The sequence below is a fragment of the Bradyrhizobium sp. 35 genome (assembly GCF_023073215.1).
Classification (GTDB): Bacteria; Pseudomonadota; Alphaproteobacteria; order Rhizobiales; family Xanthobacteraceae; genus Bradyrhizobium; species Bradyrhizobium canariense_D.
Genome location: NZ_JADPJC010000168.1, coordinates 50,296 through 62,734 on the forward strand (window position 1 = coordinate 50,296; position 12,439 = coordinate 62,734).

A 12,439-nucleotide genomic window follows, 5' to 3' on the forward strand; every position below is an offset into this window, starting at 1 on the left:
GCGCAGCGAAGCAATCTAGGCTGCCGCCGCGGAAAGATTCTGGATTGCTTCGCTGCGCTCGCAATGACGACGTGACAGCAGGGGCAATCCAGCCTCACCTCGATCGCGGAGCATGAGAACGCGGCTTAGCTCTCCGCTTTCTCATCCGGCGCAAGCCGCGAGAACCGGAAATTGCAGTGGCTCGCACCGCCCGCTAACGTCTGTGTCCTTTCCAGCCGGATGCCTCGCGCTGCGTAGGCAACGAAATCGAGCCCGCAGATGTTCGGCAAAATGTCCTTGTCGCCATGGCGCGCCGCGAGTTTGCAGAAGCCGCAAGCCTTGTAGTTGATGCCGAACTCAAAACTGTCACCCGTATCAGGCTCGACGAAATCGTAGACGAAATCTTCCGGAAATTCGGTCTGATGGCTTTCAGTCGCGCTTCTTGCCGCCTGCTCGCGCAGCAAGGCCTGGTTCTCCGGCGACATGAATTGACGCCCTGAGGCGAGACGCTCCGCTTCAGGCGCGGTGAGCAATTGCGCCTTGTAGGTTTCCCGCTCGATCTCGCCGATCACAGGCACCGGCACGCCGTGGCGCCGCAGCACCCGGCTGATGGCCATAAAACCCATCAGACGCATGAAGAAATCGCTCATGCGGCTTGCCGCGCCGCCGACATAGGGCATTTGGGTGAGCACGATTTCGAACTCGTCCATCACCTCGCGCCTGATCTCGTCGATCTCGGAAAGTTGCGCGCACTCACGCAACATCGCTTCGGCCAAATCGAGCCGATCGCGCATGGCGGCCTCCATTGCACCGCGATGCGCTTCGTAAAACGGATGGATGATCTCAGCCATGGGACACCCGATATGATTGGCTCATTGCAAAGTCGGCTGGTTCACTCCGCGGCGATCGCCTCGATCTCCAGCAGCCATTTGCTGTCGACGGTCTCGACGATCACGACCGTCAGCGCAGGCTGGTGTTCGCGCAGCATCGCGCGACGAATGGAGCGGTTGGTCACGAGTTGATTGCGGTCAGTCAGGAACGTGGTGACCTTGACCAGATGCGCGATGCCAAGGCCGGCGGCAGCAAGCACCTCGATCAAATTGCGCCAGGCCTGCTCGCACTGCGCCTCGAAACCTTCGGGCACGGTGCCGTCGAGTCTCTCCGGCACCTGGCCGCTGATGAACAACAGGCGGCGATACTGCGTCAATTCAAGTCCCATGCAGTAGCCGCCGGCAGGCGCATGGACTGTTGCGGGATTGTGGCTGACGAGGTGAGCTGGGGGCACGAGGTTTCTCCGGATTGCGGGTCGGACCGTATCCGGCGCCATCACCGCTCCGCAAAGCATCATTGCTGCGGTTCAGCGCAAGAAAATCTATTGCAAGGCCACAGCCCATCAGTGTCAAAATGGAGCCCGATGACCTACGCCCTTCCCCACTCAACGCGCTGCGCGCCTTCGAGGCCGCCGCGCGGCATCTCAGCTTCAAACTGGCCGCACACGAGCTGCACGTGACGCCCGCCGCCGTGGGGCAGCAGGTGAAGGCGCTGGAGGCGCGCCTCGGCGTGCAGCTCTTCGAGCGGCTGCATAAGCAGCTCGTCCTCACCGTCGCCGGTCAGGCCTATCTGCCCGGCGTCTCCGAAGGCTTTCGCCACATTGCGGAGGCGACCTCGCAATTGAAACCGGCAGGTGCGGTGCTGCTGCAATTGGGCATCCATGGCGGCTTCGACCTCCGCCGCCTCGACCTGGCGGCGTTTCGCAGCACGCATGCGGAGATCGGCTTGCGGGTGCTGCACCCGGCCGGCCTGCACGAATTGGTCGAAGGCAAGGTCGACCTGTTGCTCGCCCGCGGCCTCGGCCACCATCCCGGCTATCGCTGCGACCGGATCGATCAGGGATCGGGTTTGGGTGATTGGCTGGTTTCGCCTGAAGGCACCGCGGATTGTCCGGAGATCGTCAGTTTTCGCGCGTGGCTGCGTGCGCTGCCGGCGGAGAACTCGATAGCGAATCGCCGCCCTCGTCTGGTTGGTGGCAGACGATAGGCTCGACCGGCACGGAGGGTAACGGAGATAGAGCGACGCTCGCTGCACCAATTTCGTCACTTCGCCAACACCTCACCGCGTGCCCGTCGGCTCGCGTCTCCAGCACAGGCCCCGGCTCGCGCCGACACACAGCCTCCGCATACCGGCATCGCGGGCTGAATGCGCATCCGTTCGGCGGATTGAGCGGGTTGGGAAGGTCGCCCCCTGTCGTCGCCAGCGGCGCATGGCGCAAGGGATCGGGGATGGCGGCGATCAGGGCTTGCGTATAGAGGTGCGCGGGCCGTTCGAAGATCTCGCGCCAGTGGCCGTTCTCGACGATGCGGCCGAGATACATCACGGCGACCTTGTCGCTCATGTGTTCGACGACGCCGAGATCGTGGCTGATCATGATGTAGGAGAGGCCGAGCGTTTCCTTCAATTCCAGCAGCAGATTGATGATCTGGGCGCGGATCGAGACGTCGAGCGCCGAGACCGGTTCATCGCAGATGACGATCTTCGGATTGAGGATCAGCGCACGCGCAATGCCGATGCGCTGGCGCTGGCCGCCTGAGAATTCATGCGGGTAGCGGTCGGCCTGCTCCGGCCGCAGGCCCACATGCCGCAGCATCTTCGCGACGCGGTCGTCGATCTCGCTCTTGGCCGTGACGCCATGCACGCGCAGGGGATCTTCCAGCGTGCGGCGAACGGTCTGGCGCGGATTGAGCGAGGCGTAGGGATCCTGAAACACGATCTGCACGATGCGGGCCAGCGCCTTCCGATCGCCGGATGGTCGGTTGGTCACGTCCTGTCCGTCCAGCACGATGCGGCCGCGCGTCGGGGTCACGAGGCCAAGGATCGACAATGCGACCGTCGACTTGCCGGAGCCGGACTCGCCGACGAGGCCGAGGCATTCGCCCCGCTTCAGGGTGAGATCGACGCCGTCGACGGCGTGGAGCAGCCGCCGGCCGCGCCCGAGCAGGCCGCCTCCGAGCGGAAAATGGACCGCGAGATCTCTGACGCTGAGAATGACATCGTCGTCCGGCCGTGTTTCAACCAAACTAGCTTGCGGCTCATGCATGGTGGTGACACCTGACCAGGCCGCCGGCGTCCAGCAAATCCGCTTCCGGCGGGGTGGTCCTGCAAATATCGGTCGCCTGCGCGCAACGCGGATTGAACCGGCAGCCGTTGGGGAAATTCGTGATGGCCGGGACCACACCCGCGATCTCCGTCAGGCGGCTGCGGCCAAGCGCTGCGCGACTGCCGAGCCGCGGCAGCGAGGCAACCAGGCCTCGCGTATAGGGGTGCGAGGGTGCCCGGAAAATATCGGCCGAGCCGCGCTCCTCGACGATGCGGCCGGCATACATCACGGCCACGCGGCGGCAGACATTGGCGACCAGCCCCAGATCGTGGCTGATCATCAGGATTGCGGTTCCCCGCTCGGCACACAGATTCCGCATCAGCTCGATGATTTCGGCTTGCACGGTAACGTCGAGCGCCGTGGTCGGCTCGTCGGCGATCAGGAGATCCGGACCGCAAGCGAGCGCGATGGCGATCATCACGCGCTGGCGCATGCCGCCGGACAGCTGGTGCGGGTAATCCTTCACGCGCCGCTCCGGGGCGGGAACGCGCACGCTCGCCAGCGCCTCGACCGCCAGTCTATCGGCTTCCCGCCAGCTCTTGCCCTTGTGCAGCACGAACATCTCGGCGATCTGCCGGCCCACCGGCGAGACCGGGTTGAGCGCCGTCATCGGCTCCTGGAAGATCATGGCGATGCGATTGCCGCGCAGATCCCGTTGCCTGGCGGCTGAAAGGTGCTGGATCTCCCGTCCCTCAAACCGGATGACACCGCCGCCGATCGACAACGGCTGCCGCAACAGGCCGATCAAGGCCAGCGCCGTGATGCTTTTGCCGCAGCCGGATTCGCCGACAAGGCCGAACGTCTCGCCGCGATCGATGCGGAATGAAATGCCCTCGGCCGCCGCAACGCGCCGCGATCCATCGTCGAGATCGATACGCAAATCCTCGACTTCGATCAGCGGCGTGCGGGTCATGTGCGCCGGCTCCGCGATTGCGGATCGAGAATGTCGCGCAGGCCGTCACCGAGCAGATTGAGGCCGAGCACCGTCAGGAAGATCGCAAGGCCGGGAAACACCGAGAGCCACGGCGCGGTCGTGATCTGATCGCGGGCATCCGACAACATGCTGCCCCAGCTCGGAAACGGCGGGCGGACGCCGAGGCCGAGGAACGACAACGCGGCTTCGGACAAGACCGCGCTGCCCATGCCGAGCGTGCCGATGACGACGATCGGCCCTAGCATGTTCGGCAGCAGCTGCGTGATCATGATGCGGAGATCGCCGTAGCCGAGCACGGTCGCGGCCTGCACATAGCCCTGGCTCCTCAGCGACAGCGCCGAGGCCCGCGCGATCCGGCACGTGAAGGACCAGTTGGTCAAGCCGAGTGCGATCAGCAGGCTGGTCAGGCCGGGACCGAGCACCGCCATGATGGCCAACGCGAAGATCAGCGAGGGGATCGCGAGCATGAGATTGGTCAGGCCGTTGACGACATCGTCCCACCAGCCGCCCCAATAGCCGGCGCTCAGGCCCAACGCGACGCCGATGACGCTATTGATGAGCTGTGAGACGATGCCGACCGTCAGCGAAACCCGCGCGCCATAGACGACGCGGGAATAGATGTCGCGGCCTTGGTCGTCGGTGCCGAACCACCAAGTCCAGCTCGGAGGCTCTTCCGCGTTGAGCAGATTGGCGTCCAGGACAGGATCGGTATGCGCCAGCCATGGCGCGAGCAGGCCGACCAGGATCGCAAGCGCGAACAGCGCGCCACCGATGATGAGATTGGCGCGGAGCTTCATGCGTATCTGATCCTGGGATCGATCACGCCGTAGAGCACGTCGATCAGCAGATTGATAGCGAGAAAGGACAGCACCACGACAAGAATGGAGCCCTGGACGGCCGGAATGTCGCGCTGCAGGACACTGTCGACCAGCAGCGAGCCGATGCCCGGCCAGGAGTACAGTTTCTCGACCACGACCGCCTGCCCCATCAGCCCGCCGAACTGCAGGCCGACGGTGGTGAGAATGATGACAAGCGCGTTGCGCATCACATGCCACTTCACGACTCGGGTCTCGCTCATGCCCTTGGAGCGCGCGGTGCGGACGAAATCCGCGGTCATGATCTCGAGGACCGCGGCGCGTGTCGTCCGCGCGAACAGCGCCATCGGCGAGACGCCGAGCGTCACGGCCGGGAGGATCAGATATTTCAGTCCGCCATCGCCATAGCCGAAACTCGGCAGCCAGCCGAGCTTCAACGCGAACAAGTACATCAGCACCAGTCCGAGCCAGAATTTGGCGATCGAAAGGCCTGATACCGCCACGACCATGGCCAGCGTGTCGACGATACCCCCCGGCTTCAGCGCGGCGATGAAACCCAGGGGAACACCGATCACGACGGAAAACGCCATGGCGGTGAAGATGAGCTGGAGCGTCGGCCATATCCGCTTGGCGATCATGAACGTCACAGGCTCGCGCGTCCGGAACGACGTTCCGAAATCACCGGTCGCAAGCTTGGCGATGTAGGCGCCGAAGCGGACATAGACGGGATCGTCGAGCCCGAGCTGCTTCTTCATGCGCAGCTCGACCTGCGGATCGGCATCGTCGCTCATCGACGAGACGATGCTGCCGGGAACGACGCTGAACAGCACGAACACCAGAGCCACCACTGCGAGCACGGTCGGAATGGTCTGCAGCAGGCGGCGGAACAGGAAGGAGAGCATCGGCACTTTTCCTCTCTCCCTCCGTCGTTCATGGCGACGGAGGGAGCGCGAGAGCGCGTGTCACTTCGCGGGCGAGGTCTCGTCGACCCAGAGGTCTTCGACGTTCTGATGGGTCAGTTCGGTCGCATTCAGCTGAACCCCCTTGAGCCACGGCTGCACGGCCATGACCGCCTTGTTGTAGTTGAAGAACCAGACCGGCGCCTCTTCGTAGAGAACAGCATTGGCCTTCTGCAGCAGCTGGGTACGCTTTGCAGCGTCATCGGACTGCCCCGCCTCGTCGATCAGCTTGTCGAACTCGGCATTCTTGAAGTTCATGTAGTTGCAGGCCGACTGCGGTGTCGATGAGTGGAAGCATTTGAGGGCGGCCTGCGGATCGGGTCCGGTCGCCTGCGAATAGACAAAGGCCTGGTAGTCGCCGCTGCGAACCACCTCCGCCAGCACCGCGGTCTCGACCTGCTTGACCTTGGCCTTGATGCCCACCCTGTCCAGCATCGGGATCACGGCCGAGACGATCGGCAGACCCCAGCTCTCGTTCTGGCTGGTGGTCCATTCGAATTCGAAGCCTGAGGGATAGCCGGCGTCGGCGAGCAGCTGCTTGGCCTTGGCGGGATCGAAGGCGTAGGGCTTCATGGCCTTGTCGTAGGCGGTAGAGGTGAGCGGCAGCCAGCTGGTGGCCCGGTAGGCCTTGCCCTTGACCAGCTTGTTGATGATCAGGTCGGTGTCGATCGCGTAGTTGATCGCCTGCCGGACCCGCTTGTCGGCGAACGGCTTGAACGCGGGATTCATCCCCATGTAGCGGGTGAAGACCTCGGCGACTTCCACGACCGTGCCCTTGAGGTCGGCGTCGTTCTGATAGGCGACATATTGCGCCGGTCCCAGCACCGAGGTGTCGATCTCCTTGTTGCGGAAGGCGACATCGCGTGCCGCGGCCTCCCCCATGACCGACACAATGATCTTGTCAGCGTAGGGCTTGCCGGGCTTGTAGAACCGATCCCAGCGCTCCAGAACGATGCGCGACCCCGGCACGTGCTCGACGAATTTGAAGGGTCCAAGACCGATCGGCTTCTGGAGAAAGCTCTCCTTGGCGGCCTCGTCGGCGGGATAGATCGACGTGATCGCGTTCCAGAAGTAGAAACCTGGATCGACCTTCTCGGTCAGCTTCATCTCGAAGGTAAAGTCGTCGATTTTCTTCAGGCCGGAGATCTCCTTGGCCTGGCCCTTCTCGACCGCCGCCGCGCCCTCGATCACGCGGACATAGCGCGCACCGGGATAAGCCTTGGTGCCGTCCATGATGCGGTTGTAGGTCCAGATGATGTCGTCGGCCGTCATCTTGCGGCCGTTGTGGAAATAGGCGTCGTCGCGCAGCTTGAAGGTATGAACGAGGCCTCCGCCCGAGACGACGTCCTCCTTGGCAAGCTCCAGAACCGGCTTGCCTTCCGTGGAATTCCAGATGTAGAGCGACCGGTGCAGCGCCTTGGCGTAGATCTCGTCCTGGGCGCGCTGCGTGGTAAGAATGTCCAGGCTGGTGAAGCTCGAGCCATAAGGCGCGGTCATGCGGATGGTTCCGCCCTTGCGCGGCGTCTGGGCCTCCGCCGAGGCCACCAGTGCCAGCCCCAAACCCGCGATGATCGCCACTATCCTGAACATCATGGTCCCTCCGACAACGCAGCGTGCTCTGGTCCGAGAGTTGACCATCCACGGCACGTCGAGCGCAAGCGTCTTGAAGGGGTTGACGTATGCGAGCGTCGCGCGCGGGCCCCACCGATTTGCGCAGAAGCCCGCTAGAACTCCGGCTGCCAGTCGCGCAATTTTCGCGCTGCAGCGGTGACATCCGCGATGGTCGGAAACGCCCCCACCTCGAGCATCATCGCCCTTGCCAGCCTGACGGCGCGTGCTTCGCTGATCGCGCGCCGGCGCGGATCCTCGATCAGCTCGAAGTCGATATTGTGGGCGAGGCCGAAGATGCGGCGGATGGTTTTTGCCGCGGCGAAGCCGACCGTGTCCGCGAACAGCCGCTGCATGTAGGCCTGCCGCTCGGCTTCCAGCCGTGCCGCGCCTGTCTCGCCGGCGAACAGTGAGGCGGGATAGGCATCGCCTGCGGCGCCAGCGCGCCAGAGCTCGAGGAACTTTCGCGTAAAATCGTTCCAGACCGTTTCCACCGTCTCCAGCACCCAGGCCTCGAAAGCACGCCGTTCGCCCGGCGTGCGCTCATGCCCGGCGGAGGCAAAATAGGCCATCAGGAGGTTGGCCAGCACGGCGCCGACATCGAAACCCATCGGGCCGTAGAACGCGAATTCGGGGTCGATCACCCGCGTCTCGCCGCCCGTGACCATGATCGAGCCGGTGTGCAGGTCGCCGTGGAGCAGCGCCTCGGGGCTCGCCATGAACTTCAGCTTCAACCGGGAGATCGCGACGTGGAGGTCCATATCCTCGCGAAGCTCTGCGGCGAGCGCATCGAGATACGGCGCAGTCCAGCGGTTCTGCTCGGCGACGCGGTAAGGATCGGTGAAGATCAGATCCTCGGTGATCTTGCACAGCGCATGGTTGCCGGCGAAAGCTGCGATGCCCTGCTTCTTCTCGGCCGCCGACACCGCGAGGTCGGAGGTGAAGAACAATGTCCGCGCCATGAAGGTGGTGATGTCATCGACAAAGCGCGGATACTGCGAGCCCGCAACCATCCCCTTGCGCATGATGATGTGGGGCTCGAGCAGCTCCATCACCGTCAGCGCCAGGGCCTCGTTGTGATGCAGCAGCGCCGGCACGAGGCCGGGCGCGAGCTCGGCCTGCCGCGACAAAGCGAGATATTCGTAATGAGCCCGGGACAACGGCAGCGGCCAGCTCTCGCCGACGAGGCGGACATAGGGCAGCGCCTGCTTCACGGCGATGCCGCCGCGGCCGCCCTTGACGATGAAAACGAGATTGAGATTGCCGTCGCCGACTTCGGTGATCGACCAGGAGGCCGGCTCGCCGCCGAGGGTCGCGGCGAGATCCGCAACGCCCGCGAGATAGTCCCGCAACGCCGCCTCATGCAAAATCCGGTAGTCCCCCTGCCCCTGCGCCATGACGATCCCATCCCATGCTTGGCATGGCCGAATCGTTACTCCCGCTCCAGGAAGCTCGAGCCGATCTCGGCCTTTCTTTTGATCGGATCGTAATCACAATAGACGCTGTCCGCCACCAGCGTGTAGCTGGCGCTGACGGTGTATTTGTCTGTTTTGACCGAGTTCAGGCCGATCACCGCGGTGCTCTTGCCGCCGTTCCATTTGAACGGTGTCGAGCTCTTGGCCTGCTCGCAGGCGATCACGGCCTCATTGAAGACATAGCCCTCGACGAACGCCTTCAGGGTGCGCACCTGCACGGCCATCTTCCACTCGAAATAGCCGATGGCACCGAGACCGGCGACGATAAGCACCAGAAGCGCGACGACGATCCGCTGAAAAGTCATTCTTCCCCCAACCAAGCCAACCACGAAATCCTAAAACGGCATGCCCATCAATTTCGACAGGCGCTCGATCGACAAATAGCCGGCGTGATAGGCGACCATGGCGATCCCGTAGATGACCGCCGAGATGATGGTGGTCCAGATCAGCTTGCCCCCCATCCGTGTCAGGATCGGCGCACCGGGGTCGCTGCCCGGCACTCCGACGCCGTCCTCGTGCTGGCTGCGCACGCCAAACGGCAGCGTCAGGAACAGCGCGACCCACCAGATGACGAAGTAGATCGCGATCGCGGTTGAGATCTGGATGGCCATGGCTTCGGCCTATGCCTGCTCGATTTCGACCAGCGCGCCGGAAAAATCCTTCGGGTGCAGGAACAGCACCGGCTTGCCGTGGGCGCCGATCTTCGGCACGCCGTCGCCGAGCACCCTTGCCCCCTCCTTCACCAGCGTGTCGCGCGAGGCGATGATGTCGACCACCTCGTAGCAGACGTGGTGGATGCCGCCGTCGGCGTTGCGGTCCAGGAACTTTGCGATCGGCGAGGCCTCGCCGAGCGGCTCGATGAACTCGATCTTGGTGTTGGGCAGCGTCGCGAACACCGTGGTGACGCCATGCTCGGGCAGCGCGACGGCCTCCGAGATCTGGGCCCCGAATGCGGTGCCATAGATTTTGGCGGCCTTGACGGCGTCCTTGGTCGCGATCGCGACATGGTTGAGCCGGCCCAGCATGTTTCTCTCCCGTTACACTGTCAGCACATGTACCAGACAGGGGGGCTTTTTGCCCCAATGTTCGTTGATCACGGAGCGGACAGCGCGTCGCACCGACTCCGCCAGCGCATCCGGGTCGCGACGGCGCGCCTTCGGCAGGCCCTCGACGGTGGAGACCACGGCGTCGAAGACGAGGTCGTCGAAGGGCTCGCCCGCTTTGTTCTTCTCGGGGATACCGACGAGTTCGACCGCGGGATCGTCGGCAAGCTCGCCCTGCTCCGTCATGGCGATGGCGACAAAGGCGCAGCCGGAGAAGGCCATGCGGCGCCGCTCGCCCACCGCGCGGGACTTGGAGTCCTCCAGAATCGTGCCGTCCTTGTAGAGACGGCCCGCAGGCACTTGCCCAATGATGCCGGGATCGCCGGGGCCGAGCTTGACGAGATCGCCGTTGCGGCAGACCAGCACGCGCGGCACGCCGGCGGCACGCGCGAGCTTGGCGTGCTCATTCAGGTGCAGGGCCTCGCCATGGACGGGGATCAGGAGCTGCGGCCTGGTCCAGGCGATCATGTCGCGCAATTCGTCGCGGCGGGGATGACCGGAGACATGGACCAGCTGGTCGCGGTCGGTGATGACCTCCACGCCCTGCAAGACCAGGCCATTGATGATGGCCCCGACCGCCTTCTCGTTGCCGGGAATGGTGCGCGAGGAGAAGATGACGCTGTCGCCACGGTTGAGCGTGATCTCGGGATGGTCGTCATTGGCGATGCGCGCCAGCGCGGCACGCGGCTCGCCCTGGCTGCCGGTGCAGAGCGCCAGCACCTTGTCCTGCGGCAGATGACCGTAGACCTCGGCGGAGCGGAAACTCTGCACGCCGTCGAGATAGCCGGTCTCGCGCGCGACCTGCACCACGCGTTCCATGGCGCGGCCGACCACGACGACCTCACGGTCGGCGGCCTTCGCAGCGATGGCGACGGCCTTGAGGCGCGCGACATTGGAGGCAAAGGTCGTGACCGCGACGCGGCCCTTGGCGGCCTTGACGAGCTCGGTGATGGAGCTCGCAACCTCGGCCTCCGAGGGTGAGCGGCCGTCGCGCACGGCGTTGGTGGAATCACCGATCAGGGCGAGCAGGCCCGCATCGCCGAGCTCCCGCAGCCGCTTTTCGTCGGTCGGGCGGCCGATGATCGGGGTCGGATCGATCTTCCAGTCGCCGGTGTGCAGCACCGTGCCGACTTCGGTGTGAATCGCGAGCGCATGCGACTCCGGAATCGAATGCGCGACCGGGATGAACTCGACGTTGAACGGGCCGATATCGACGCGCCCGCCCGACGGCACCACCGTCACCGGGATCTTGGGCGCATTGCGCTCGGCGGCGCACTTGGCCTCGAACAGCGCGGCGCTGAACTGCGTCGCGTAGATCGGACATTTCAGCTTCGGCCAAAGGTCGATGATGGCGCCGAAATGATCCTCATGGGCGTGGGTCAGCACCAGCCCCATCAGATTCTTGCGTTCCTTCTCCAGGAAGCTGACGTCGGGCATGATCAGGTCGATGCCCGGCAGATGCTCCTCGTCGCCGAAGGAGACGCCGAGATCGATCGCCAGCCAGGCGCGCTGCTGGCGGTTGCCGAGGCCGTAGATCGACAAATTCATGCCGATCTCGCCGACCCCGCCGAGCGGTGCAAATACCAGTTCTTCCGGCTTCGCCATCACGCAGCTCCCACGGAGGCGGCCGTGCCGAAGAACACCTCGCCCGCGGCGACCGGCACGCGCCGGCCCTCCGCGGTGCGGACGATCAGGCAGCCGGTGTCGTCGATCGTGTCAAAAATGCCGTCCAGCGTCATCACTCCCGTGTGGATCGCGACCCGCTCGCCGAGGCCGGCGGCGCGCTCCAGCCACAATTTGCGAATTTCGGCAAAGCCACGGCCATTGTCCCAGATACCGCGGAATTCCACCCAGGCATCGGAGAGCGCCGAGAACAACTCCTCCGCACTGATCTGGACGCCGAGCGCGGCCAGCGACACCGCAGGCGTCGGCGTACCCTCGGGCGCGGCGACGACGTTGGTGCCGATGCCGACGACGATGGCAAGACGGTCGCCGATGGCTTCGGCCTCCAGGCCGATGCCGACCAGCTTCTTGCCGCCGGCCAGCACGTCGTTCGGCCATTTCAGGGCGTAGCGGGGACGGCCCTCGCCGAGGCGCAGTGCAGCCTCCAGGCTGACCTTCTCCAGGGCGGCCTCCTCGGCCAGCCCGGCCGCAAAGCCGATCGTCGCGGCGACGGAAGGGGCAACGTCCAGGACTTCGAGGACGCTGGCTGCAAGGTTGCCCTTTGGTGCGATCCAGGGGCGCTGGCGGCGGCCGCGGCCGGCGGTCTGCTCCGACGTCACGAACCACATCGGGCCGCGTTCGCCGCGCCTCGCGTGCTCGATCGCCTCGGTATTGGTCGAGCCGGTCCGTTCGAAAGCTGCGAGCTTGTAGCCCGCCGACGCCGCACGAGGACCGAGCGCGAATGCCATC

13 protein-coding genes and 1 pseudogene are annotated in these 12,439 nt (G+C 64.6%); 1 reads left to right on the forward strand and 13 read right to left on the reverse strand.

The features are described 5' to 3' along the window. Positions 1 to 125 precede the first annotated feature (125 nt). Together IVB36_RS38800 and IVB36_RS38805 are read right to left on the reverse strand one after the other, a co-directional pair. Entirely contained in the window at positions 126 to 830 is a 705-nt protein-coding gene (locus tag IVB36_RS38800) for an L-2-amino-thiazoline-4-carboxylic acid hydrolase (protein ID WP_204511342.1), read from the reverse strand. A 41-nt stretch (positions 831 to 871) separates the two neighbouring features. After that, positions 872 to 1,264, reverse strand: a complete 393-nt coding sequence (locus tag IVB36_RS38805) for a RidA family protein (protein WP_247370264.1) — start codon at positions 1,262 to 1,264, stop codon at positions 872 to 874. Positions 1,265 to 1,393: 129 nt separating this feature from the next. Here IVB36_RS38805 and IVB36_RS40305 point away from each other — a divergent pair. Continuing rightward, positions 1,394 to 2,016 (forward strand): annotated as a pseudogene (locus IVB36_RS40305) (LysR family transcriptional regulator). Here IVB36_RS40305 and IVB36_RS38815 read toward each other — a convergent pair. From IVB36_RS38815 to IVB36_RS38865, 11 genes are all read right to left on the reverse strand, one after another. Further along, positions 1,931 to 3,073, reverse strand: coding sequence for an oligopeptide/dipeptide ABC transporter ATP-binding protein (locus IVB36_RS38815; protein ID WP_247370263.1), 1,143 nt, complete (start codon positions 3,071 to 3,073; stop codon positions 1,931 to 1,933). The pseudogene IVB36_RS40305 and the gene IVB36_RS38815 sit on opposite strands and share 86 nt — an antisense overlap. Beyond that, positions 3,066 to 4,046 carry an ABC transporter ATP-binding protein gene (locus IVB36_RS38820; RefSeq protein WP_204511344.1) on the reverse strand — a complete coding sequence of 327 codons (981 nt, stop codon included), beginning with the start codon at positions 4,044 to 4,046 and terminating at the stop codon, positions 3,066 to 3,068. The genes IVB36_RS38815 and IVB36_RS38820 overlap by 8 nt, the downstream gene beginning before the upstream one ends. Next, positions 4,043 to 4,864 (reverse strand): ABC transporter permease, encoded by an 822-nt coding sequence (locus tag IVB36_RS38825; protein WP_007603580.1) that lies wholly within the window; start codon positions 4,862 to 4,864, stop codon positions 4,043 to 4,045. The genes IVB36_RS38820 and IVB36_RS38825 overlap by 4 nt, the downstream gene beginning before the upstream one ends. Then, a complete protein-coding gene (locus tag IVB36_RS38830; protein WP_018455074.1) occupies positions 4,861 to 5,784 on the reverse strand; it encodes an ABC transporter permease in 924 nt (307 codons plus the stop codon). The genes IVB36_RS38825 and IVB36_RS38830 overlap by 4 nt, the downstream gene beginning before the upstream one ends. Positions 5,785 to 5,844: 60 nt before the next feature. Next, positions 5,845 to 7,431 (reverse strand): ABC transporter substrate-binding protein, encoded by a 1,587-nt coding sequence (locus IVB36_RS38835; protein WP_039799326.1) that lies wholly within the window; start codon positions 7,429 to 7,431, stop codon positions 5,845 to 5,847. Positions 7,432 to 7,565: 134 nt separating this feature from the next. Continuing rightward, positions 7,566 to 8,846, reverse strand: coding sequence for an S-methyl-5-thioribose kinase (mtnK, locus tag IVB36_RS38840; RefSeq protein WP_018455076.1), 1,281 nt, complete (start codon positions 8,844 to 8,846; stop codon positions 7,566 to 7,568). A gap of 35 nt (positions 8,847 to 8,881) precedes the next feature. Next, on the reverse strand, positions 8,882 to 9,229 hold the full coding sequence (locus IVB36_RS38845) for a hypothetical protein (RefSeq protein ID WP_007603574.1): 348 nt from the start codon (positions 9,227 to 9,229) through the stop codon (positions 8,882 to 8,884). 30 nt (positions 9,230 to 9,259) lie between these two features. Continuing rightward, positions 9,260 to 9,535: a DUF1467 family protein gene (locus IVB36_RS38850; RefSeq protein WP_018455077.1), complete on the reverse strand. Its 276-nt coding sequence runs from the start codon at positions 9,533 to 9,535 to the stop codon at positions 9,260 to 9,262. Between the two features lie 9 nt (positions 9,536 to 9,544). After that, positions 9,545 to 9,949 (reverse strand): methylmalonyl-CoA epimerase, encoded by a 405-nt coding sequence (gene mce, locus IVB36_RS38855; protein ID WP_018455078.1) that lies wholly within the window; start codon positions 9,947 to 9,949, stop codon positions 9,545 to 9,547. A gap of 12 nt (positions 9,950 to 9,961) precedes the next feature. After that, positions 9,962 to 11,632, reverse strand: a complete 1,671-nt coding sequence (locus IVB36_RS38860; RefSeq protein ID WP_018455079.1) for a ribonuclease J — start codon at positions 11,630 to 11,632, stop codon at positions 9,962 to 9,964. Continuing rightward, entirely contained in the window at positions 11,632 to 12,438 is an 807-nt protein-coding gene (locus tag IVB36_RS38865; RefSeq protein ID WP_085394843.1) for a biotin--[acetyl-CoA-carboxylase] ligase, read from the reverse strand. The genes IVB36_RS38860 and IVB36_RS38865 overlap by 1 nt, the downstream gene beginning before the upstream one ends. Position 12,439 lies beyond the last annotated feature (1 nt).